Below are 22,973 nucleotides of genomic sequence, written 5' to 3'. Positions count from 1 at the left end.
TCTGCGCCGTTCTGCCGAGTCATGTGCTGATAGGGAAGGCATGGCGAGCGTAGCGTGACCGACTCGCTGCAGAGTGCTACCGCCACTCGGGCGTCCCTCGATCCGGTGGCACTCGTGTCGCCGGAACCGGGTACCGGCGGCGGCGAACCGCAGCCCGACCGGTCCGCCCGACGGCCTGCCCGCCTGCCCGCCTGCGCGCCTGCGCGTCACCTCCTCCTGACCAGGCGCCAGTGGGCTCCGTGGCGCTCGATGTAACCGAGCGAACCCAACTCGTAGAGCCGGTGCAGCACCTCGTCCGGCGGGAGTCCGGACTGCCGGGCCAGTCGCTCCACCGGCGCGCCCTCCGCCGTGGCCGGCACGGCCTCCAGAACCAGCGCCGCCTCCGGCTCCAACAGGTCCCTCGGCAGGACCGGCCCGCTCCGCTGCGGTGCCAGGTCGTCGCCGATCGCGCCGATCAGTTCGGCGACCTCGGCGGCGTCGGTGACCAGGGTGGCGCCGCCGCGGATCAGGGCGTGCACCCCGGCCGAGAGTTCCGAGGTCACCGGCCCGGCGACGCCCATGGTGTGCCGGTTGAGGTCGCGGGCACGTCGGGCCGTACTGAGTGCCCCGCTGCGCATCGCCGCCTCGACCACCACCGTGCCCCTGGTCAGGGCGGCGATCACCCGATTGCGCAGGACGAACCGGAACCGGGTGGGGTGCTCCCCCGGCGGGAGTTCGCTCAGCAGGAGCCCCTGGGCGGCGATCCTGCGGATCAGGTCGGTGTTGCCCCGCGGGTAGGCCACGTCCACCCCGCAGGCGAGGACCCCGATGGTCATCCCGCCGACCGCCAGCGCGCCGCGGTGGGCCGCCGCGTCGATCCCGTACGCCCCACCGGAAACCACCACCCATCCGCGTTCGGCGAGTTGTGCGGAGAGCTCTCCGGCGACGTGTGCGCCGTACGCCGTGCACGCCCGGGCGCCGACGACGGCGACCGAACGCAGGGCGAGCAGGCGCAGCGATCCGGGGCCTGCCGCCCACAACCCGATCGGCCGGCTCTCCCCGAGATCGTCCAGCTGGCTCGGCCATTCCGTGTCGCCCGGAATGATGAAGCGTCCACCGGCCTCTCGTACCCGTTCCAGGTCGGCGACGGGATCGAGGTCGGCCAGCCGGGCCCGGTATCCGGCCAACCGGCCGGCGTCCGGGCCCGGCTGGCCGGGCACGGTGCCGTCCCTGATCGTCCGCAGCACCTCGGGAGCCCCGAGGCGGGCCAGCCATCGGCCGATCACCGCGTCGCCCGGTTCGCTGAGGCGGCTGAGCACCACCCTGGCGAGACGCTCCGACTCGATCCCGGGAACGGTCTCCGACCCGACCCCCGGGGCTCCCTTGGTCCCCGGCGACGAGCCGTGCCTGCGGTGGTCGGCGGTGCGGTTCATACGACGGTCTCCTCGGTCTCCGCGTGCCGGTCGGGCTTCGTGCGGGCCGTACGCGGGCGGGCCGGCCGCTTCTCCTTATCCACCGGGTCACCGTCCCCCTCCGGGGCGGGGCCGGACGGGCCGGACCAGCCGTCGAAACGCTCCGTCAGCGGGAGCCCCTGTTCGACCCCGGTGCGCAGGACGAGCGCGGTCCTGACGTCGCGCCGGTCGGGGCGGTCCCGGCCCGCGAGGTCGGCGACCGTCCAGGCGACCCGGAGCACCCTGTCCAGGCCGCGGGCGGTCAGCAGACCGCGTTCCAGTTGGCGCGCGGCGTCGTTCAGCGCGCCCGACGCCAACTGCCAACGGGTGCGGAGCTCGTAACCGGGGACCTCGGCATTGGTGCGCCAGGGGGTCTCGGCCAGCCGGGCAGCCGCCCGCTCACGCGCGGCCAGGACGCGCGCCGCGACGATCTCGGTGGTCTCCGCCGTGCTGTCCCGTTGCATCAGTTCGGCCCTGGTCACCGGGGCGACCTGGACCTGCAGGTCGACCCGGTCCAGCAACGGTCCGGAGAGCCGCCCCTGGTACCGGCTGACCATGGCCGGCGTGCATTCGCAGCCCTCTCCCCGCCGGGAGTGGCGCCCGCAGGGGCAGGGGTTCGCGGCCAGGCAGAGCAGGAAGCGGGACGGCAGCCGCATCGATCCGGCCGAACGGGCGATCACCACCTCGCCCGATTCCAGCGGCTGGCGCAGGGCGTCGAGCACCCGGACCGGGAACTCCGGTGCCTCGTCCAGGAAGAGCACGCCCCGGTGGGCCAGCGAGACGGCGCCCGGTCTCGGCAGTCCGCTGCCCCCGCCGACGATCGCCGGCATGGTGGTGGAGTGGTGCGGGGCGCAGTAGGGCGCGCGGTCGATCAGCGGCCGACCGGCCGGGAGCAGCCCGGCCACGGAGTGGACCGCGGTGACCTCAAGCGCCTCCTTCTGGGTGAGCGGCGGGAGGAGCGACGGCAGCCGCTCGGCCAGCATGGTCTTGCCCGCACCCGGCGGGCCCTTCAGGTACAGGTGGTGGCCGCCGGCGGCGGCGATCTCCAGGGCCCTGCGGGCCTCGTACTGTCCGGCCACGTCGGCGAGGTCCATCCGGGCCGCCGCGTCGCCGGGCAGCCCGCGCACCCCCGCCCCGGGGAGCATCAGGCCGGCCATCAGGGGGTCCGGGCGCCCGCCCACCGGGTCGGGCGGCTCCTCCGGTTCGGGAGCTCCGGTCAGTACGGCCACCAGCTGGCGAAGGCTCCGCACGCCGATGACGGTGACACCGGGGACGAGCGAGGCCTCGGCGGCGGTCTGTTCGGCCACCACGACCCGCAGGTAGCCTGCGTCGGCGGCGGCCAGCACCGACGGAAGCACCCCGCGCACAGGGCGCACCCGCCCGTCGAGCCCGAGTTCGCCGATGACGAGCAGGTCCGCGATCGCGGAGGGGTCCAGCCGTTCGGCGGCGGCCAGCACGGCGCAGGCCACCGCGAGGTCGAAGCCGCTACCGCTCTTGGGCACCGACGCCGGGCTCAGTCCGACGGTCAGCTTCCGCTGCGGCCAGGTCTCACCGCTGTTCACGACGGCCGCGCGCACCCGGTCGCGGGCCTCGGTGAGTGCCTTGTCGGGCAGGCCGACCAGGGTGAACGCCGCCACCCCGGGCTCCAGGTCGGCCTGGACCTCGACGATCACGCCGTCGACGCCGACCAGCGCGACGGAACACGTCCGGGCGAAGGCCATCTCAGACCACCCCCCGCAGGTGGTCCACCGAAGCGGCGCCGCGGATCCGGTTGATGACGGCGACCAGGTCGATCCGGACTCCGCCCGGCGGGACGGGTACCCACGGCGGATCGGCGGGCCCCGGCCGGTAGTCGGGTCCGGCCAGTCGCTCGAAGTGGCCGGGCCAGCGCTCGGCCATCCAGCGCTCCGCCAGCCGCCTCAGCCGGGCGGCCTTCGTCCGGTCGATCGCCTCGCTGGGGTGCTGGAACCCCCGCTCGGAGCGGGTCTTCACCTCGCAGACCGCCACGGTGTCGCCGTCGAGGGCCACGATGTCGAGTTCGCCCTCGGTGCACCGCCAGTTGCGGTCCAGGATGCGCAGGCCGTCCTCGGCCAGCCGCCGGGCGGCGACCTGTTCGCCGTAGCGGCCGAGGCCGCCGTTGCCGGTCCGCGCCGGGCCGGCCGCACCGGGGGTGACCGGCGGGGACTGCCCGCCGGTCGCCCCGGGCCGCGCCGCCCTCCGGCGCGGCGGCCGACCGTCCTGCTGGGCCTTCGCCGTCTGCTTGCGCGTTGCGCGCTTGGTGTCCTGCACGGTGACCACCTCCGCCGAGGAGGTTGCCGTGCGGCCCCGGGGCGGACCAGAAGGTTGTCACTTCCTGTGGAAAACCCCGGCCTGTGGATAACTCCTGTCACCCGCAGGAGTGGTAATCCCGGAATGCGCGAAATTCCCCTGGACATCCGGGGCCGGGGCGGTCCAACGTCAGTTCCCGAAGCCGGGCTCGTCCGAGGGCAGCTCCAGATCGCTCTTCGCGAGCTCCTCGATGTTCACGTCCTTGAAGGTCAGCACCCGGACCTTGCGGACGAACCGGGCCGGCCGGTACATGTCCCAGACCCACGCATCCGCCATCGACACCTCGAAGAACACCTCGCCCTGGACCGAGTGCACCTGCAGCTCGTAGTCGTTGGTGAGGTAGAACCGTCGCTCGGTCTCGATCACGTACTTGAACAGGCCGACGACGTCCCGGTACTCCCGGTAGAGCTTGAGCTCCATCTCGGTCTCGTACTTCTCGAGATCTTCGGCACTCATCCAGGCGTCCCCTCAACTTGTCACGTCCACCCATTGTGGACCACTGCACCCACCCTCAGAGCCTTACCGGAGTGACCGGTGGCCCCTCGGTCAACAGCCGCTCCAGAAAGTCCACCAGCCCGACCGGGTAGACGGTCTCGGTGGTGGCCCTCAGTTCCCCGACCGTCCACCAGCGTGCCGCGAGGAGCTGGGCGTGTTCGTCCGCGCCCATGCCCGAGTGGTCGAGCACCGTGTCCGTCGTCCGGGCGAGGTGGAACCACTGCTCCTGCTCGTAGCGCCGCCCCTGAAAGGAGAACGAAGCCGTGCCGTACGCCACCACCGGGCCCAGCTCCACGCCCCGCAGGCCGGTCTCCTCCGCGAGCTCCCGCTCGGCCGCCTCGCGTACGTCCTCGCCGGGCTCCAGGCCGCCGCCCGGCGTGAACCACCAGGTGACGCCGGGTGTCGCGGGGTCGGCGCCGTGGAAGAGGAGCAGGCGGTCCCGGCCGTCGAGCAGCAGGATCCGCGACGCCCTGCGCCGCTGTGCCGTCATGGCGGGTCTCCACGCTCCCTTCGTCCGACCCGGTCGTTCCCCCGATCCTGCCACCCGGCGCGGGCGTCCGGGGCGAGGTTCGACAGAGCGGCCCGGGCACGCGCGGTACCGGCCGGGGTCAGGACGGCCGGCGGCGCTTGCGGACCAGACCTGCCGCTCCGCCCACCGCCGAGGTCACCACGACCGTCGCCGCGCCTACAACGGTCGCGTAGAAGGCGGGCTCCAGTGGACCGGGTCCGGCCGGGCCGGGTCCGCCGACCTCGTCGAAGGCGCTGGTACCGGCGAGCAGGCCGGCCCGGCCGAACGGGAGCACGGTGCCCTCGACCCGGGCCTCCACGTCGGCGGCCGGGACGGTCCCGCCGTCGACCTCCAGGTGGACGCGGGAGTCGAGCGAGCCCAGCCGGTTGTCGCCGAGCAGGAACAGGCGGCCCGCCGGAACCGTCACGCTGTAGGAACCGCCCTGCGGGCCCTGCGCCGAGAGGTAGGACTCCTCCACCGGCTTGCCGTTGAGGGTCAGCCGCTGCTGTCCCCCGTCGAAGGCGACCGTGTCACCGCCGACCGCCACGACGCGCTTGACCATGGGTTGTGCGCCCCAGGCCTGGTCACGGAAGATCACCACGTCACCGCGGCCGATGTCCGCGCCGTCGGTCTTCCTGGCCAGCACGGTGTCCCCGACCTGGAGCGTGGGGGCCATCGAGGCAGTCGGGATGTCGTAGGGGCGGTAGTTCACGGCGATCACCGCGAAGCCGCCGATCATCAGGACCAGCCCGAGCCCGAGCAGCACCCCTTGCAGTACGGCTGCGGGCTTGAAGCGGGACCGGGGCTGCGGGGCGGCCGGCTGACGGTCGGGCGCCCGTTCCGCGAGACTGCTCATCGATACCGTCCACCCCTGACAGACCCGGAAACGCTCACGGTGCGCCCGGTCCACGGGCGGAAAACCCGGCGGGCCGTGGCACGTCCGAGCAGATTACTCGTCGGTACCACGGCCCGCGCAAGACCCGGGAACAAGAGGTTCGGTGTCAGGACCGCTTGTCGCGCTCCGCCCGGTTCCGCAGTCGGCGCACCAGCGGGAGCAGGGCGACGGCGCCCACGGCCCCGGCAGCGGCCGGCACCACCGGCGCAGCCGACGCAAGGCCCTTCTGGTCGAAGGTGGCCGGCACCGGAAGCGTCGACCAGTGGTCGATCGGCCACGCCACCACGAAGGCACGCCCGATCACCTCGTCGACGGGGACGGTGCCGCCGCCCGGCTGGTCCATGTGGAACCGCGAGTCGAGCGAGTCCGCGCGGTGGTCACCCATCACCCAGATGCTGTTCTCCGGGACCTTCACCGGGGCGAACGGCTTGGTGCCGCAGGGGGTGTTCCCGGGGAAGACGTACGGCTCGTCGAGCGCGATCCCGTTGACCTTCACCGGGCCTTCGCCCTCGCACTCGACGGTGTCGCCGCCGATCGCGATGACCCGCTTGATCAGGTCCTTCTCGTTGTCGGAGGGCATCAGGCCGACGAAGCTGAGCACTTCCTGGATGCCCCGGACGAAGGAGTTGCTGCTCTCGTTGGTGGGCTCGTCGGCCAGCCAGCCGCCCGGGTCGTGGAACACCACGACCTCGCCGCGCTCCGGCTCGGCACCGAACCACGGGGTGAGCTTGTCCACCAGGACGCGGTCCCCGACCTGAAGCGTGTTCTGCATCGACTCCGACGGAATGGAGAACGCCTGAACGAAGAAGGTCTTGATCACGAGCGCCAGGACCAGGGCGATACCGATCAGGATCGGCAGTTCCTTCCAGAACGAGCGCTGCTTGCGCTCGGTCCGGCCCGACTGCTCCTCCGCCTCGTCGGCCGGCGTGGTCCCACCTCCGGTGTCCTCGGAGGCGTCACCCGCGCCGTCACCGTGCTCGTCGGCGGACTGGGCCGTCGCATCCTCGGCCGAGGCCGAAGGCGCAGTCGACTCCGCGGACCGGGCCGCCCTGCCGCCGGAGCCCTCGGGCTCTCCGGCGCCTGAGCGGGCGCCGATCACCAAATCCCCCACAACGTCTCCTCCCTGCTGTGCGGACGCCCGTGCGTCCGCGCTCACAGTGCCGCACAGCGGGCACCACGCTCCACCACCGACCGTGAACGTCAGGACCACCCCGTCCGGGCGCACCTGACACCAGCACAGCCTTCGAATGCGACCAGTCAACACGGACAGGCCGCACCAGCACTCTTCTCTATCACTCCCGGGCATCCGGCTCGCGGTCCCACACGCGCGACCCGGCCGGTCATCGGCCTGCTCCGACCTACAGTCGGTCCCGCCCCACCCTGCGGCCGACGAGCGGAAGGATGCCCAACACACCCATAACGAGCGGAGGTTCCTCAGGACCCGGCCCAACATCCACGGAGTTCGGCACAGTTCCGCGGGCCCCCGGGCCCTGCGCCACCGAGGAGAGTGAAACCGGCACATCAAGTTGATGGACCCGGCCCAGCGGCCAGGCGATCATGAACGCCCGCCCCACCACTCCGCTCACCGGGATGGTTCCCTGGCCCGGATTCCCCATGTGGAACCGGGAGTCGGCGGACACGTCCCGGTGGTCACCCATGACCCAGAGCCGCCCCTGCGGCACCTTCACCTTGAACGGCTGCCGGGAGGCAGGGTTGCCCGGCGCGAGGTAGGGCTCGTCCAACGCCTTGCCGTTGAGGCTGACCCTGCCCTGCTCGTCGCAGCACTCCACCGTGTCGCCGCCGACTCCGATCACGCGCTTGATCAGGTCCTGCTCGCTGTCCGACGGCAGGAGTCCGACGAAGGTCAGCACCTGCTTGGCCCCGCGCAGGACGGGCCCGTCCGAGGACGGGCCGTGGTGGCCGTTCTCCAGCCAGCCGCCCGGATCCTTGAACACCACCACCTCGCCGCGCTCCGGCTCGGCGCCGAACCAGGGGGTCAGCTTGTCCACCAGCACCCGGTCGCCGATCTGGATGGTCTGCTCCATCGAACCGGAGGGGATCACGAAGACCTGGACCAGGAAGGTCTTCATCACCAGCGCCACCACCAGCGCCACCACGATGATCAGCGGGATCTCCCGCAGATGGGAACGTCTGCGGCGACGGGCCGCCCGTTGGGCGGTGCGCCGACGCTCGGCCCGGCCCCGGACCACCGGCCCGACCTGCTCAGGACCGACCTGCTCAGGACCGGTCCGGCGAGGACCGACGGGTTCGGGCCCCGCCGACTCGGCGCCGACCGGCTCCGGCCAGGACGGCTCCGGTGCTTCCCCTGCCTCTGCCCCTGCCTCTTTCCCCGACCCTGGGGATCCGGTGGACCCGGGGGCCGGACGGTCGACCAGCCGGCCCCTACCTCTGGTCCCCATGACCACCCGTCCCCCCTGTCGCGGCGAACGCCGCCGGCCGGTCCAGGCTGCTCCAGTGCCCGACCGGGTAGACCACCCAGGCGGCCCGCCCGATCACCCTGCCCTCCGGAACGAACCCGCCGCCGGGCTCGCCGAGGTGGTCGCGCGAGTCCCGGGAAGCGGTTCGGTGGTCACCCATCACCCAGAGCTTGCCGGCGGGGACCACCACGTCGAAGGCCACCGCGGACGGCTCGTCCCCCGGCGCCAGGTAGGCGGACTCGTCGACCGGCACGCCGTTCACGGTGATCGGGTGCCCCGGGCCGGCACTCGTGACCCGGTCGCCGCCGACACCGATGACCCGCTTCACGTAGACCGTGTCGCCGGCCGGCGCCAGACCGACGGTCCGGCCGAAGGAGCGAAGCCCGGTCCAGAACCCGTCCCGCTCGACCGGCTTGCGCAGAAAGGAACCCGTGCCGTCGAACACCACCACGTCGCCCCGTTCGGGGTGGCCGCCGAACGCGTAGGACAGCTTGTTCACGATCAGGCGGTCGCCGGGGCGCAGGCTGTTCTCCATCGACGCGGACGGCACCGAGAACGGACGCGCCACGAAGGCGTTGACCAGCAGCAGGACGAACAGGCAGACACCCGTGAGCAGCAGGAGGTCCCGGGACCGCGACCGGGCCGGTTCCTCCGCGTCCTCGGCGATCCCGGCGTCCCCGGCAGTGCCGGCAGTCCCGGCAGCACGCTCCCCGGTGTCTGCCGCGTCCGCGGCGACCCGGTCCGCGGACCTGTCCGCAGAAGCCCCCGCGGAAACGACCGCGGACCGCGTCGGCGAGTCCGCACCGGTGGGTGCGGGACAGCCGTCGCGGTCCGCGGGTGGTTCGTGCGTGCTCATCGGGGGCTGAGCCTACCGTGCGGCAGGCCGGCCCCCCAGAGCGATCCGATCCCCCGGCGGAGCCGGAGGACGGTGGATCAGCGGTCGCGCTTCTCCTTGATCTTCGCGGCCTTGCCGCGGAGGTCACGCAGGTAGTACAGCTTGGCGCGGCGAACCGCACCGCGGGTCACGACCTCGATCTTCTCGACGACCGGGGTGTGCACCGGGAAGGTGCGCTCGACACCGACGTTGAAGCTGACCTTGCGAACGGTGAAGGTCTCACCGACGCCGGCGCCGTGGCGGCGGATGACGACGCCCTGGAAGACCTGGACACGGGAGCGGTTGCCCTCGATGACCCGGACGTGCACCTTCAGGGTGTCACCGGCGCGGAAGGCCGGAATGTCGCTACGCAGCGAAGCCGCGTCGACAGCAGCGAGCTTGTTGCTCATGTTGCTCTCCATCGCAGGCGCCACGGGCCGCCCACGGAAGTTCGTCACAATGGGGTGTGCTGCGGGCCGCATCGGCGACCGGCGGTCCCCCCGTGGCGGGGGCGCCGAACCACGTGACCCCTACGGGAGGAGCCCAGCGACAGACAACAGCGGCCTATTCTTCCACATCACCGGCCGCTGACCGAAATCGGCCGAGCCCCTCGTCCCAGGCCAGGCCGAGGACGCTGAGCGCCTCCCGGTCCTTCTTGTCGAAGGCCCCGTACCGCCAGCGCTCCACGAGGTCCGACCGGTTGGCCAGGGTGCGGGCGAATGCCTGCTCGCGCCGCCAGCGGGCGATCCGGCCGTGGTTGCCGCTCAACAGCACGTCCGGCACCGACCGTCCGCGCCACTCGGCGGGCTTGGTGTACACCGGGCCCTCCAGCAGGTCGGCCATCGCGCCGGGCGCGAAGGAGTCGTCCCGGTGGGACTCGGCGTTGCCGAGCACACCCGGCAGCAGCCGGGCGATCGCCTCGACCATGACCAGGACCGCGACCTCGCCCCCGGCGAGCACGTAGTCGCCGATCGACGCCTCGACGACCGGCATCCGGGTGGCGGCCTCGTCGATCACCCGACGGTCGATGCCCTCGTAGCGGGCGGGGGTGAACGCCAGCCACGGACGACCGGCGAGCTCCTGCGCGAGCTCCTGGGTGAACGGCCGACCGCTCGGGGTGGGCACCACCAGGGTCGGCACCTCCCCCGCCGGGCCCCGGCCGATCACCGCGTCGAGCGCCTCGCCCCACGGTTCGGGCTTCATCACCATGCCCGGGCCGCCGCCGTACGGACTGTCGTCGACGGTCCGGTGCACGTCGTGCGTCCAGTCGCGCAGGTCGTGGACGTGCACGTCGAGCTGGCCGCGAGCGCGGGCCTTGCCGACCAGCGAGATGTTCAGCGGTTCCAGGTACTCGGGGAAGATCGAGACGACGTCGATCCGCATCCCGCTCTGCACCGGCGCGACCCCGGCGACGACACCGGTGGCCTCGACACCGGCACCGCCCTCGGCACCGGACTCGACCTCGGCACCGGACCCGGCACCGGACCCGACACCGACACCGGCATCGGCACCGACGGGAACGGTCGGCTCCTCGGTGGTCACTCCGACTCCTCCCGGCCCTCGGCCGACGCCTCCGGGCCGTCGGCGGGCTCATCGGCCTCGCTCCCGGCGACCTCGGCCCCCGCCGGGTCGATGAGCCCGCCCGGAGGGTCGATCACGGCGCGCTGGTTCTCCAGGTCGATGACCGGCACGATCCGGGTGACGAAGGGCACCAGCACCTCCGTCCCGTCGGCCTTCCTGACCGTGAGCAGGTCCTGGTAGGGCAGGTGGACGACCTCGGTGAGCTCACCGACCGGGGTGCCGTCGAGCAGCACCACGTCCAGGCCGATCAGCTGGTGGTCGTAGTACTCCTCCGGGTCGTCCGGGGTCTCCTCCGGGTCGACCTCGGCGATGAGGACGGTGCCGCGCAGCGCCTCGGCGGCGTTGCGGTCCTTCACGCCGGCGAACCGCAGCAGGAGCCGGCCGCTGTGCACCTTGCCGGACTCGACGGTCAGCGGCCCGGTCGACGCGGGGTCGGTGAGCAGGACGGCACCGGGCCCGAGCCGGAGCTCCGGCTCGTCGGTGCGGACCTCGACACTGACGTCTCCCCTGATGCCGTGGGCGCGGCCGATCTTGCCGACGACGAGCTGCACGGTGATCGTTCTCCTGGGTGAGTGCTTGGGAAGGCTGCCGCGGTGGGCAGCACGAGAAAACGGCGAAGGCCGGCCGGGACGACATGCGTCCCGGCCGGCCTCGAATCCGACGGCTGTCCGAACAACGAACAGCTGCGTCAGCGAATGCTGTCCACGTCGACGAGGTCGACCCGGACGTTGCGACCGCCGAGGGCTCCGACCACGGTGCGCAGTGCGCGCGCCGTGCGGCCGCCCCGGCCGATCACCTTGCCGAGGTCATCGGGGTGCACACGCACCTCGATGGTGTTGCCCCGACGCAGGTTGCGCGAGCGCACCTGCACCTCGTCGGGGTGCTCGACGATGCCCTTCACCAAGTGGTCGAGGGCGTCCTCGATCACGCTCAGGCCTCGGCGGCGGCGTCGGCCTCAGCCTCGACCTTGTCCGACTTCTTGGCCTTCGGGGTGATGGCGACACCGGTGGTGGCGTCCTCGAAGCCGGCGACGGCCTTGGCGAACAGGTGCGAGAAGTCCTCGACCTTCGGCTCGGCGACGAGCAGCGGCGCCGGAGCCGGCAGGCCCTTGAACTTCTGCCAGTCGCCGGTCAGCTTGAGGATGGCGAGAACCGGCTCGGTCGGCTGGGCGCCGACGGACAGCCAGTACTGGGCGCGGTCGGTGTCGACCTCGATCTTCGAGGGGTTGTAGGTCGGCTGGTAGATGCCGATCTCCTCGATCGCGCGACCGTCACGCTTGGTGCGGGCGTCCGCGACGACGATGCGGTAGTGCGGGGAGCGAATCTTGCCGAGACGCTTGAGCTTGATCTTGACTGCCACGGGAGTGGATTCTCCTGGTGTTGACGTGGGTGAGCGGCCCTGCCGTCGCGTGGGGTTGCGAGGTGGGCCGTTCAAGGGACACGCCAGCCGTAGGAGAGAGGGGTCCTGCTCGGCTGCCGAGTACTCAGCTGTCCATTGTGCCATACCGGCGCAGACCGCCTCGCACGAGCCGGGACCGGCCGCCCCTTCGGCGCCCGCCGTGAAGGGGCCCGGAAACAGGTCGACCGGGAGCCCCCGCTCCCGGTCAGCCCAACCACTTCCACATCACTGGCGAATCATTGTCGAACGCCGTCGATCGCTCCGGCCCGGCACGCTGCCCGCACAGCCACCGACCGGTTCCCCGGGTTCCCCGAGCTGTTCCAGCTCCCCGGACTACGCGATCTTGAACGGCTGCTGGCAGGCCCCGCAGACGATGGACGCCTGCGCGAGGACGGACGGAACGACCCGGACGTTGCGGCCGCAGCCGCAGACCGCCTTGACCCGGACGCCACCCCCGGAGGAGCCGTGCCGGGCGGCCGGCCCGCGGAAGGCGCGCGAGGCCCCCTCGCCGGCCACCGCCTCCTGGTGCGCCCCCAGAGCGCGGTCCAGGCGTTCGATGGTCTCGGCGTACCGCTCCTGGGTCTCCTTGAGCATGGTCACCTGGGAGAAGCCGCTACTGGCGTGCGGTTCGACCGGGTGCGCCAGGCCCAGCTCGGAGGCCAGGAGGAGGAAGCGCCGATTGTGGTAGCGGCCGGCCCGCGAGGTGTCCCGGATGTCCCGGGCCGCGGCCAGACCATGGGCAGCCTCGTGGAGGAGCCGCTCGAAACCGAGCCGGGTACCACAGGCCGAGGAGGACTCGCCGATCAACGCCTCGGGAGAGGCGAGGTCGGGGAGGTCCTGATGGTAGGCCTGGATGTCACTCCAGGCGGCGGCCAGTTCGGCCGCGAGAACGAGGGGCTGTGTCGTGCTCACGCTAGACCAACGATGGAGTAGGAGCTGATGTTCCGCGTGTTCCCGTTCCCCGGGAATTCCCAGGAAACTCTCAGGAATGTGCGAGCCCGCGCGAAATGCGCGTTCCGGATCTGACGCAAGACCAACCCCCTGCTGGTTTGGGGCCGCCGAGCTCGGCGAGCCTCGTCAATTCCGTCCGGGGACGGGCTGTCGCCCCCAGGACGTACGGCCCGCGGACCTGTCGAGTTGACAGGGCCACGGGCCGTACACCGTACCGCTATTCCGTTAATACCGGCAGTTGACCGACCAGTAGCGATGCCGACATGTGAGACATGCGCGGAACAAGCCCGGTCAGCGGCCCCGCGAATTCACCGCAGCGCCGGTCAACAGCCGTCAGTCCGCGTCAGTGGATGTCGTATTACGACATCTCTCACGACACATCCCGTACGACACATCACCCACGCCGACAACGCCACCGAGGTACCGCGCCGGTTGCGCACAGTCGTCCGTGGTCGTCCGTCAGTAGGCGCGCGCGACAATCGCGATGTTGCCGTCCTGATCGTCCGTCTGCGGCACCGAACCGTCGGCGGCCACGATGCAGCGCACCGAGACGCCCTGCTCCGCCAGCTTGGCCTCGCCCGCCGGGCCGAGCTCGGCCCAGGAGATGCGGCCCCAGCCGGTGGCGGCGGCCTCGACGGCCTCGTCGAGGTACTTCACGTCGACCGTGCGGGCCACGCGGCGCTCGCGCGACTCGCGCAGCAACTGCGCCTGGTCCTCGTCGAGGATGCCCGGGAGCAGCTCCACCAGGCCGTCGATCGCGACCGGCTCCTTGCCGCCCGGGATCCGGCGGGCCAGCATCGCGGTGCCGTTCTCCAGGTCGCGCGGACCGACCTCGATGCGCAGCGGCACGCCCTTGAGCTCCCAGTCCACGGCGCGGCGGCCGAACGGGGTGTCGGTGCGGTCGTCGACGACCACCCGGATGCCGGCGGCCTCCAGCCGGGCACCGATCTCGCGGACCTTGGCGAGCACCGCGTCGTCGCCCTTGATGGCGAGGACGACGGCCTGGACGGCGGCCAGCCGCGGCGGGACCCGCAGACCGTTGTCGTCACCGTGCGACATGATCAGGCCGCCGACCATGCGGGTCGAGACGCCCCAGGAGGTCTGCCAGACGTACTCGCGCTCGGCGCCCTGCAGCTGGTACGTGGTGTTGAACGCCTTGGCGAAGTTCTGGCCCAGCTCGTGGCTGGTGCCCATCTGCAGCGCCTTGCCGTCACCCATCATGCCTTCGAGGGTGAGGGTGTTGATGGCGCCGGCGAAGCGCTCCTTGGCGGTCTTGCGGCCGAGCACGACGTCGATGCCCAGCACGTTGGTCATGAAGTCGCCGTAGACCTGGGTGTGGATCATCGAGGCGTACTCGCGGGCGTCCTCGTACGTGGCGTGGGCCGTGTGGCCCTCCTGCCAGAGGAACTCGGTGGTGCGCAGGAACACGCGCGGGCGCAGCTCCCAGCGGACCACGTTGGCCCACTGGTTGATCAGCAGGGGCAGGTCGCGGTGGCTCTGCACCCACTTCGAGAAGTACTCGTTGATGATCGTCTCGGAGGTCGGACGGACGACGACCGGCTCCTCCAGCTGCTTGCCGCCGCCGTGGGTCACCACGGCGAGCTCGGGGGCGAAGCCCTCGACGTGCTCCGCCTCCTTGGTCAGGTAGGACTGCGGGATGAACATCGGGAAGTAGGCGTTCTGGGCGCCGGCCTTCTTGATCCGCGCGTCCATCTCCTGCTGCATCCGCTCCCACAGGCCGTAGCCGTACGGTCGGATGACCATGGTGCCGCGCACCGGACCGTTGTCGGCCAGCTCGGCCTTGCTGATGAGGTCCTGGTACCAGCGCGGGAAGTCTTCCGCCTGAGGGGTGAGAACGGGTGCCTTAGCCATGGGGCGAATGGTACGGCGATCCGGCCTTCGACTTCGAATCGATAGCGCGGCGTCTCACCCGGGGGCGCACCACCCCGACACGCGCGCACCACCCCGCACCCCTCTGGACGCCGCGCCCGAGCCGCTGTTCGCTGGAGTGGGGCGGGACTTTGGGGGGCCGGAGCAGCACACCGAAGGACCGGATAGGAGACCGCGATGGCTTCAGCGCGGGTGACCGGCACGACCGTACGACCCACGGGCGCACCACCGCACGACCCGCGCTCGGTGGCCGAACACGCCGCCGCCCGGGCGCGCGACTGGGCGGAGATCCAGGAACGGATGCTGGTGCCGCTCTACGAGGCCGTCCACGACCGTCTGGAGGTCGGTCCCGCCACCAGCGTGCTGGGGCTGGGCTGCCGGTCGGGACTGGCGCTGCTGCTCGCCGCGGGACGCGGTGCGCAGGTCGCCGGCCTGGAGCCGGAGAGCGAGCTGCGCGAGCTGGCCCGCGGCCGTCGGCTGCGGGTGGGGAGCGGGCCCCGGACGGCGGTGGCCGTCGCCCGCTCGGCCTATTCGCTGGTCACTGTTTTCGAGGGGCTCCCCGGATCCGCCGATCCCTACCGGACGGTGGCCGAGGCGGCCCGGCTGACGCTCCCCGGCGGACACGTGGTGCTGGCCTCCTGGGGGCCGCGGGAGCGTTGCGGGAGCGCGGCGGTGCTGGACGTGGCGCGCCGGATGGCCCGGCGCAGCACGGCGCGGGACCCGTTCGAGCTGAGTCCGCCCGGAGCGCTGGAGGACCTGCTGGCCGGAACCGGTCTGCGGCCGGCCGGCGGCGGCCGGGTCGGCTGCCCGTTCGCCTACCCGGACCTGGACAGCGCGGTCCGCGGGCTGCTCTCCACCGGTCTGTACGACGCGGCCGCGGAGTTCTCCGGGCTGCCGCTGGTGGCGAAGGAGCTGGAGGAGGCGCTGCACCCGTACCTGCGGCCGGACGGCACGGTGCGGATGGAGAACGTGTTCCGCTACCTCGTCGCCGAGCGGCCGCGCTGACGGGTCACCGGCGGCGGAACGACAGCGGAACGGCGGCGGAACCGCGGCGGAACCGACGGACCGGGGCGCGCACGACCCGGCGCACGCCCCGGTCGGCCCGCGCCTCTGTCCGCGCACACCTCACCGGCGCAGACCTCGCCGGCGCACACCCGCGCCGCAGCCCCCGCCCCCCGCCCCTCAGTCCAGCGACTTCCGCGGCACCCCCGCCGCCCGGTACGCCTCCTCCTCGTTCAACGTCTCCGCCGCCAGCAGGGCCTCCGCCAGCGCGTCCAGCCGGGACCGCTGCTCGGTCAGCAGCAGCACCGCCTCGTCGTAGCACTCGGAGACGATCCGCCGGGCCTCCTCGTCCACCGCGTCCAGGGTGGTCGGCGCGGCGGAGAGCCCGTACGCACCCTGCGGGTCGGACGGGACGGCGGTGAGCCGGCCGACCCGTTCGCTCATGCCCCAGCGGCCGGCCATGCCGCGGGCGATGTTGGTGACCTGCTCCAGGTCGTTCTCCGCCCCGGTGGTGATGACCCCGTAGACGACCTGCTCGGCGGCCATCCCGCCGAGCGCGCCGATGATCCGGCCGCGCAGGTAGGGCTCGGTGTAGGAGTACCGGTCCGTCTCCGGGGTCGAGAGGGTGACCCCGAGGGCCCGGCCGCGCGGCACGATGGTGATCTTGCGGACCGGGTCCGCGCCCGGCTGGAGCATGCCGAGCAGGGCGTGGCCGCTCTCGTGGTACGCCGTCCGCTCGCGCTCCGCCTGCGGCATGACCAGCGGTCGGACGGCGCCCAGCTGGACCTTCTCCAGCGCGTCCGAGAGGTCGCGCTCCCCGACCGCGTCCTGCCTGCGCTTGACCGCCAGCAGGGCGGCCTCGTTGACCAGGTTGGCCAGTTCGGCGCCGGTCATGCCCGGGGTGACCTTGGCGAGCCGGTTGAGGTCGGCGCCCTCGGCCAGCGGGACGGCCCTGGTGTGGATGCGCAGGATCGCGGCGCGGCCGTCGCGGTCCGGCGGGCTGACGGTGATCCGCCGGTCGAACCGGCCGGGGCGCAGCAGGGCCGGGTCGAGCACGTCGGCCCGGTTGGTGGCGGCGATGACGATGACGCCCTCGGAGCCGGTGAAGCCGTCCATCTCGGTGAGGATCTGGTTGAGCGTCTGCTCGCGCTCGTCGTGGCCGCCCGTGCCGCCACCGCCGCCGCGCTGGCGGCCGATGGTGTCGATCTCGTCGATGAAGACGATCGCCGGGGCGACCTTGCGGGCCTCGGCGAACAGCTCGCGGACCCGGCTGGCGCCGACGCCGACGATCATCTCGATGAACTCCGAGGCGGACGCGGAGAAGAACGGCACGTCGGCCTCGCCCGCGACGGCCCGGGCGAGCAGGGTCTTGCCCGTGCCGGGCGCGCCGCTGAGCAGCACGCCGCGCGGCATCTTGGCGCCGAGCCTGCGGTACTGCTGCGGGTTCTTCAGGAAGTCGACCACTTCGGTGAGCTCGGCCTCGACCTCGTCGATACCGGCCACGTCGGCGAAGGTGGTGCGCTTGCCGGACTCCGCGGTGACCGGCTTCGGCGGGGTCTTGCGGCCGAGCGGGCCGGCGCCCAGGCCGCCGGCCATCCGCCGGGCGAGCAGCACCCAGACCAGGATGAGCAGCAGCATCGGGGCGAGCGAGAACAGCAGGTTGACGAGGAAGCTGCGCTGCTGGACGACCGGTTCGGCGGTGACCTCGACGCCCTGCTGCTGGAGGGCGGCCCAGAGGTCGTCACCGGCGAAGACCGGGCGCTGGGTGTCGAAGTCGGTGTACGTCCCCTTCTCACCGTCCGGCTTGGGCTCGGCGTTCTTGAGGGTTCCCTCGATCGAGTCGCCCTTGGAGTAGATCTTGGTGATGTTGCCCTTGTTCAGCTGGTTGTTGAACTCGGTGTAGGAGATCGTGGTGGCGCCGCCGGGACCGAAGAAGGACAGCAGCAGATCGCTGATCAGGAACACCACGAGGGCGGTGAGGACGAGGCCGATCCAGCCGCCCGGCATCTTGCGGCGCGGGGGTGGCGGCGGAGGGGCGCCCTCGGAGCGCCACGGCTGGTCGGGGGTCTGGCGCGGCGGCACGGGATCGGTCACCCATCGGACAATACGGACATCTGCTCGGGTCCTTCAACCGCAACGCCGCGCCACACACGCCGCACGGACGGCCGCCCCTCCGTACCCGGACGGCCGCCCGCCCGCCCCGGACCGGCTACCCCTCCGAGCCCGGACCGGGCCATTCCTCCGCCGTCAGCGCGAACCGCTCGTGGTCCCGCCACTCGCCCTGGAGGAACAGCATCCGGGGGGTGAACCCCTCGTGCCGGAAGCCCAGCCGCTTGGCCAGCCCGATCGAGCGCCCGTTGTCCGGCTGCACGTTGATCTCCAGCCGGTGCAGGCCGAGACCGTCCTCCGTCTGCGGGGCGAAGCAGCGGTCCAGCACCAGCCGCATGCCCTCCGTCATCCTCCCGGTGCCGGCGAACGGCAGGTAGGAGTCGTAGCCGAGCGAGCCGTTGCAGAACCGGCCCATCACGATGTTGGCCACGTTGACCTTGCCGACCAGCCCACCGGTCTCCCGGTCGACCACCAGGAAGGTCCGCAGACCCGGCCCCTGGCGTTCCAGCAGGTCCGGCAGCCCGTCCGGCTCGACCGGGTTCCACCGCCCGATGTGGTCGGCGGACCGCCGGACCGCCTGGGCGTACGCCACCTCGTCACCGGACCGCGGGGCCCTGATCGTCACTCGCATCCGACCATCATCGGGCATGCGAACGGCCCGCCGCCCGGAGGTTCCGGGCGGCGGGCCGTCGAAGCCGACGACAAGGGCCTACAGCAGGTCCTTGAACTCCTTGGGCAGCTCGAAGTCGGACGGGCCCTTGCCCGCGCCGAGGCCGAACGCACCGCCCTCGGCGGGCGCCTGGCCCGCGCCGGGGCCGAGCGCGCGCCGCTCGGCGGCCGCGGCCTCCTCCTGCGCGCGCTTCAGCGGGTTGCCGCTCTTGCGCTTGCCCTTGGCGGCCGGGGCCTTCTTCGCGGACTTCTTCGCGCCGCCGCCCATCCCCGGGATGCCCGGCATCCCGGGGATGCCCTTGCCGGAGGCCATCGCGGACATCATCTTGCGGGCCTCGAAGAACCGCTCGACCAGGTTGTTGACCTCGCCGACCTGCACACCCGAACCCTTGGCGATACGGGCGCGCCGCGAACCGTTGATGATCTTCGGGTCGGTCCGCTCGGCCGGGGTCATCGACTTGATGATCGCGCCGACCCGGTCGACGTCCTTGTCGTCGATGTTGTTGATCTGCTCGCGGATCTGGCCCATGCCCGGCAGCATGCCGAGCAGCTTGGAGATCGAGCCCATCTTGCGGACCTGCTCCAGCTGGGACAGGAAGTCGTCGAGCGTGAAGTCCTTGCCGCCGCCCTGCAGCTTGGAGGCGATCTTCTCGGCCTCGGCCTGCGAGAAGGTCTGCTCGGCCTTCTCGATCAGCGAGAGGACGTCACCCATGCCCAGGATGCGCGAGGCCATCCGGTCCGGGTGGAAGGCGTCGAAGTCGTCGACCTTCTCGCCGTTGGAGGCGAACATGATCTGCCGGCCGGTGACGTGCGCGACCGAGAGCGCGGCACCGCCACGGGCGTCGCCGTCGAGCTTGGAGAGCACGACACCGGTGAAGTCGACGCCGTCGAGGAAGGCCTGCGCGGTGGTGACCGCGTCCTGGCCGATCATCGCGTCGACGACGAACAGGACCTCGTCCGGGTCGACCGCGGCACGGATGTCGGCGGCCTGCTGCATCAGCTCGGCGTCGATGCCGAGGCGGCCGGCGGTGTCGACGACGACCACGTCGAACTGCTTCTGCTTGGCGTACTCGATCGAGTCCCGCGCCACCTGGACCGGGTCGCCGACGCCGTTGCCCGGCTGCGGGCCGTAGAACGCGACACCGGCGCGCTCGGCGACGACCTGCAGCTGGTTGACCGCGTTGGGGCGCTGGAGGTCGCAGGCGACCAGCAGCGGGGTGTGCTTCTGCTGCTTCAGCCAGTGGCCGAGCTTGCCCGCGAGCGTGGTCTTGCCGGCGCCCTGGAGGCCCGCCAGCATGATCACCGTCGGGCCGTTCTTGGCGAACCGCACCCGTCGGGTCTCGCCGCCGAGGATGGCGATGAGCTCCTCGTTGACGATCTTGATGATCTGCTGGGCCGGGTTCAGCGCACCGGAGACCTCGGAGCCGAGCGCGCGCTCCTTGATCTGCTTGATGAAGGCCCGGACGACCGGCAGCGCGACGTCCGCCTCCAGCAGCGCGATGCGGATCTCGCGGGTGGTGGCGTCGATGTCCGCCTCGCTGAGGCGGCCCTTGCCCCGGAGGTTCTTGAACGTCGCTGCGAGGCGATCGGAAAGGGTGTCGAACACGTCGTCGCGGGTCCTCTGCGGCATCGGTATCAGTACGGTCGTCGCCCCCAAGGGTATCCGGCCGCCCCGGGAGCGGTCTCCACCCGGGCTCGCCGAGCCCCGCCCGAGCCCCGGACCAGCGCCGGACCAGCGCCGGACCGGCCCCGTCCACGCCCCGCCCGTGCCCCTCCCGGGCCCCGGACAAGCCCCCTCCGAGCCTCAGCCCAGCGCCGCCCGGACGGCCGCCGCCACCTCGCCGGCCCGCTGCGCGGCGAGCGGACGGCCCGCCTCGTCGGTCAGGTAGAAGGCGTCGACGGCGTCCGCCCCGAGCGTGGACACGTACGCCGTCCGGACCCGTACCCCGGCACCGTCCAGTGCCCGGCCGATCCGGTGCAGCAGCCCCGGCGCGTCGTGCGCGCGCACCTCCAGCACCGTCGCCGTCGACGAGGCCACCGGCGGCGCCACCGCGACCAGCGGCGGAGGGGTGGGGATGCCCCGCCGGCGCGGCGCCGCGGCGTCCCGCTCGGCGAGCCGGCGCGAGACGTCCAGCGAACCGTCCAGCGCCCGGCGCAGGTCGGCCCGGAGCCGGGCGGCCTCCGGCAGCTCGCCGAACTCGGCCGCCACCGTCCAGGAGAGCAGCAGCACCGGCCCGGCGCCGATCGGGTCCAGCTCCCGCAGTCCGGCCGAGCGGACGGCCAGCCGGTGCAGCGCGAGCACCCCGGCCACGGTGCCGAGCAGACCGGGCCGGTCCGGAACGGCCAGCAGCAGCCGCACGCCCATCGGCTCGGCCCCCGTCTCGTCCACCTCGGCCTGGGCGAGCAGCGAGAGCGCCGGGCCGCCGGTCAGGGCCGCCTCCACGGCGAGCCGCTCCTGTTCGGCGGTCGGCTCGGCCTCGACGGGGTGGGTGTACCTGCGGCCGAAGGCCGCGGGAGGACGGGCCCCGGCGAGCCGGGCGGCGGCCCGCTCGGCCAGGCCGTCCACCAGCGAGGCCCGCCAGCGGCTCCACGCGGCCGGGCCGGTGGCCAGTGCGTCGGCCTCGGTCAGCGCGTGCAGGAGTTCCAGCTGCGGCAGGGTGGTGACCACCTTGGTGATCGCGTCGACGGTCGCCGGGTCGTCCGGGTCCCGCCTGGTCGCGGTGTCCACCAGGGTCAGGTGGTGGCGGACCAGCACCGCGAGGGTCTCCACCGACTCCGGGTCGAAGCCCATCCGGGCCGCCACGTCGCGGACGATCACCTCGCCGGCCTCGCTGTGGTCACCGGGCCAGCCCTTGCCGATGTCGTGCAGCAGCGCGGCGACGAGCAGCAGGTCGGGCCGGGCCACCCGGCGGGTCATCGCGGCGGCCCGCACCGCCGTCTCCACCAGGTGCCGGTCCACCGTCCAGCGGTGCACCGCGTTGCGTTGCGGACGGCACCGGACCCGCTCCCAGTCCGGCAGCAGCCGGGTGATCAGCCCCTCGGCCTCCAGCGCCTCCCAGACCGGCAGGCAGGCCTCGCCCGCACCGAGCAGGGTGACGAGCTGCTCGCGCGCCTCGTCCGGCCAGGGCACCGGCAGCGGGCGGCATTCGGCGGCCAGCCTGCGCACGGTCGCGTAGGAGACGGTCAGGCCGTTCTGGGCGGCGGCCGCCGCGGCGCGCAGCGACAGCACCGGGTCGGCGGCGGGGCGCGCGCCCTGGGCGAGCACCGCCTCGCCGTCCTGCTCGACCACGCCCTCGGCGAGCGGCCGGCGGTCGACCGCGCCCCGGGCCACCGCGCCCGCACCGCGCCCGGACCCGCCGAACGGGCCGGCGAACGGGAAGGGGAGCCGGTGCGGGCGCCGGCCCCGGGCCGAGCGGCCGGCCAGCACCCGGTCCACCGCCCGCCAGGTAACGTCGCCCGCGTAGGCGATGGTCCGGGCCGCCTCGTAGACCTGGCGCAGCAGGGTGTCCGCGTCCAGGACGCCGAGCCGCTCGGCGACCTGGTCCTGGTCCTGCAGGCTGAGCCGTTCGGTGGCCCGGCCGGTGACCAGGTGCAGGGCGTCGCGGACGTCGGCCAGCCGGAGCGCGGCGGCGTCCAGACCGTCCCGGGGCGCGTCGGCCAGCCAGGTCGCGGCGACGGCGTTGAGCGCGACCACGTCGCGCAGGCCGCCGCGGGCCTCCTTGAGGTCGGGCTCCAGCAGGAAGGACAGCTCGCCGTGCCGTTCGGCCCGCTCGCGGCCGAGTTCGCGCAGTTCGGGCAGGCGTTTCGGGGCGCTCGCCCGCCAGTCGGCGAGGACGGCGGAGCGCAGTGCGGCGGTGAGTTCCGGGTCGCCGGCCACGTGCCGCGCGTCCAGCAGGCCGATCTGCGCCTTGAGGTCGGCGGCGGCGACCGACCGGGCCTCGGCCGGGGTGCGGACGGAGTGGTCGAGCGCGGCGCCGGCGTCCCAGACCGGGTACCAGAGGCGCTCGGGCAGCGCCGGGTCGAGCGGGCCCTCGTGCAGCAGCAGGACGTCGAGGTCGCTGCGCGGGGAGAGTTCGCCGCGCCCGTAGCCGCCGACCGCGACCAGGGCGACGCCGCCGGGGGCTCCGGCCGCCTCCAGCAGGCCGGCCAGCCAGTCGTCGGTGAGCGCGGACAGCGCGGCGCGCCGGTCCCGGCCGCCGGGACCGGGAGCGGCCAGCAGCCGGGCCCGGGCGGCGACGTGGTCGAGGGTGCCACCGCCGGAGTCGTCGTGGGAGTCGTCGCGGAGGTCGTCGGTTCCGGTAGCCATGCGAAGTCCCCGTCCGTGGTCGTGCGGGTGGAGCGAGCGGCGCCGATACGCCGTCAGCGGACCTGCGACCGGGGGTGGTCGCAGGCCCGCCTACGTGAT

General features: G+C 72.8%; 21 protein-coding genes. 1 reads left to right on the top strand and 20 read right to left on the bottom strand.

Features of this window, described 5'->3' with window-relative positions:
- Positions 1 to 206: 206 nt before the first annotated feature.
- The 16 genes from dprA to proS form a co-directional block, all read right to left on the bottom strand.
- A complete protein-coding gene (gene dprA, locus PUR56_RS33385) occupies positions 207 to 1,412 on the bottom strand; it encodes a DNA-processing protein DprA (protein ID WP_329951683.1) in 1,206 nt (401 codons plus the stop codon).
- Positions 1,409 to 3,151: a YifB family Mg chelatase-like AAA ATPase gene (locus tag PUR56_RS33380; RefSeq protein WP_329951682.1), complete on the bottom strand. Its 1,743-nt coding sequence runs from the start codon at positions 3,149 to 3,151 to the stop codon at positions 1,409 to 1,411. The genes dprA and PUR56_RS33380 overlap by 4 nt, the downstream gene beginning before the upstream one ends.
- A 1-nt stretch (position 3,152) precedes the next feature.
- A complete protein-coding gene (locus PUR56_RS33375; protein ID WP_329882890.1) occupies positions 3,153 to 3,719 on the bottom strand; it encodes a YraN family protein in 567 nt (188 codons plus the stop codon).
- Positions 3,720 to 3,887: 168 nt separating this feature from the next.
- Complete coding sequence (locus PUR56_RS33370) at positions 3,888 to 4,214, bottom strand: DUF2469 domain-containing protein (protein ID WP_030306725.1); 327 nt, start codon at positions 4,212 to 4,214, stop codon at positions 3,888 to 3,890.
- Positions 4,215 to 4,269: 55 nt separating this feature from the next.
- On the bottom strand, positions 4,270 to 4,743 hold the full coding sequence (locus PUR56_RS33365) for an NUDIX domain-containing protein (RefSeq protein WP_329951681.1): 474 nt from the start codon (positions 4,741 to 4,743) through the stop codon (positions 4,270 to 4,272).
- A 118-nt stretch (positions 4,744 to 4,861) separates the two neighbouring features.
- On the bottom strand, positions 4,862 to 5,617 hold the full coding sequence (gene lepB / locus PUR56_RS33360) for a signal peptidase I (protein ID WP_329951680.1): 756 nt from the start codon (positions 5,615 to 5,617) through the stop codon (positions 4,862 to 4,864).
- Between the two features lie 145 nt (positions 5,618 to 5,762).
- Positions 5,763 to 6,767 (bottom strand): signal peptidase I, encoded by a 1,005-nt coding sequence (gene lepB / locus PUR56_RS33355; protein WP_329882887.1) that lies wholly within the window; start codon positions 6,765 to 6,767, stop codon positions 5,763 to 5,765.
- Positions 6,768 to 7,014: 247 nt separating this feature from the next.
- Positions 7,015 to 7,866, bottom strand: a complete 852-nt coding sequence (lepB, locus tag PUR56_RS33350) for a signal peptidase I (protein ID WP_329951679.1) — start codon at positions 7,864 to 7,866, stop codon at positions 7,015 to 7,017.
- Between the two features lie 193 nt (positions 7,867 to 8,059).
- Positions 8,060 to 8,950, bottom strand: a complete 891-nt coding sequence (lepB, locus tag PUR56_RS33345) for a signal peptidase I (protein ID WP_329951678.1) — start codon at positions 8,948 to 8,950, stop codon at positions 8,060 to 8,062.
- Between the two features lie 77 nt (positions 8,951 to 9,027).
- The gene (rplS, locus tag PUR56_RS33340; RefSeq protein ID WP_063347674.1) at positions 9,028 to 9,378 is read right to left on the bottom strand and encodes a 50S ribosomal protein L19; all 351 of its coding nucleotides are present in this window, start codon (positions 9,376 to 9,378) and stop codon (positions 9,028 to 9,030) included.
- Between the two features lie 154 nt (positions 9,379 to 9,532).
- The gene (trmD, locus tag PUR56_RS33335; RefSeq protein ID WP_329951699.1) at positions 9,533 to 10,351 is read right to left on the bottom strand and encodes a tRNA (guanosine(37)-N1)-methyltransferase TrmD; all 819 of its coding nucleotides are present in this window, start codon (positions 10,349 to 10,351) and stop codon (positions 9,533 to 9,535) included.
- A 155-nt stretch (positions 10,352 to 10,506) separates the two neighbouring features.
- Positions 10,507 to 11,100, bottom strand: a complete 594-nt coding sequence (rimM, locus tag PUR56_RS33330; protein WP_329951677.1) for a ribosome maturation factor RimM — start codon at positions 11,098 to 11,100, stop codon at positions 10,507 to 10,509.
- 137 nt (positions 11,101 to 11,237) lie between these two features.
- On the bottom strand, positions 11,238 to 11,477 hold the full coding sequence (locus PUR56_RS33325; RefSeq protein WP_030306741.1) for an RNA-binding protein: 240 nt from the start codon (positions 11,475 to 11,477) through the stop codon (positions 11,238 to 11,240).
- Positions 11,478 to 11,479: 2 nt separating this feature from the next.
- The gene (gene rpsP / locus PUR56_RS33320) at positions 11,480 to 11,908 is read right to left on the bottom strand and encodes a 30S ribosomal protein S16 (RefSeq protein WP_329882883.1); all 429 of its coding nucleotides are present in this window, start codon (positions 11,906 to 11,908) and stop codon (positions 11,480 to 11,482) included.
- Between the two features lie 372 nt (positions 11,909 to 12,280).
- Positions 12,281 to 12,859: a hypothetical protein gene (locus PUR56_RS33315; RefSeq protein WP_327681034.1), complete on the bottom strand. Its 579-nt coding sequence runs from the start codon at positions 12,857 to 12,859 to the stop codon at positions 12,281 to 12,283.
- Between the two features lie 498 nt (positions 12,860 to 13,357).
- Positions 13,358 to 14,770, bottom strand: a complete 1,413-nt coding sequence (gene proS, locus PUR56_RS33310; RefSeq protein ID WP_329951676.1) for a proline--tRNA ligase — start codon at positions 14,768 to 14,770, stop codon at positions 13,358 to 13,360.
- 195 nt (positions 14,771 to 14,965) lie between these two features.
- Between proS and PUR56_RS33305 the strand changes: the two genes are divergently transcribed.
- Entirely contained in the window at positions 14,966 to 15,793 is an 828-nt protein-coding gene (locus PUR56_RS33305) for a class I SAM-dependent methyltransferase (protein ID WP_329882880.1), read from the top strand.
- Positions 15,794 to 15,970: 177 nt separating this feature from the next.
- Here the strand turns inward: PUR56_RS33305 and ftsH are convergent, their stop codons facing one another.
- From ftsH to PUR56_RS33285, 4 genes are all read right to left on the bottom strand, one after another.
- Entirely contained in the window at positions 15,971 to 17,884 is a 1,914-nt protein-coding gene (ftsH, locus tag PUR56_RS33300; protein WP_329951675.1) for an ATP-dependent zinc metalloprotease FtsH, read from the bottom strand.
- 115 nt (positions 17,885 to 17,999) lie between these two features.
- A complete protein-coding gene (locus PUR56_RS33295; RefSeq protein WP_329882878.1) occupies positions 18,000 to 18,530 on the bottom strand; it encodes a GNAT family N-acetyltransferase in 531 nt (176 codons plus the stop codon).
- A 78-nt stretch (positions 18,531 to 18,608) separates the two neighbouring features.
- Positions 18,609 to 20,174 carry a signal recognition particle protein gene (gene ffh, locus PUR56_RS33290; protein ID WP_329951698.1) on the bottom strand — a complete coding sequence of 522 codons (1,566 nt, stop codon included), beginning with the start codon at positions 20,172 to 20,174 and terminating at the stop codon, positions 18,609 to 18,611.
- A gap of 198 nt (positions 20,175 to 20,372) precedes the next feature.
- Positions 20,373 to 22,874 (bottom strand): [protein-PII] uridylyltransferase, encoded by a 2,502-nt coding sequence (locus PUR56_RS33285; RefSeq protein ID WP_329951674.1) that lies wholly within the window; start codon positions 22,872 to 22,874, stop codon positions 20,373 to 20,375.
- Between the last annotated feature and the right edge of the window lie 99 nt (positions 22,875 to 22,973).

Origin of the sequence: Streptomyces sp. BE303, from assembly GCF_036290945.1 — a bacterium.
Classification (GTDB): domain Bacteria; phylum Actinomycetota; class Actinomycetes; order Streptomycetales; family Streptomycetaceae; genus Kitasatospora.
This window is presented reverse-complemented; position numbering and strand designations above follow the sequence as displayed.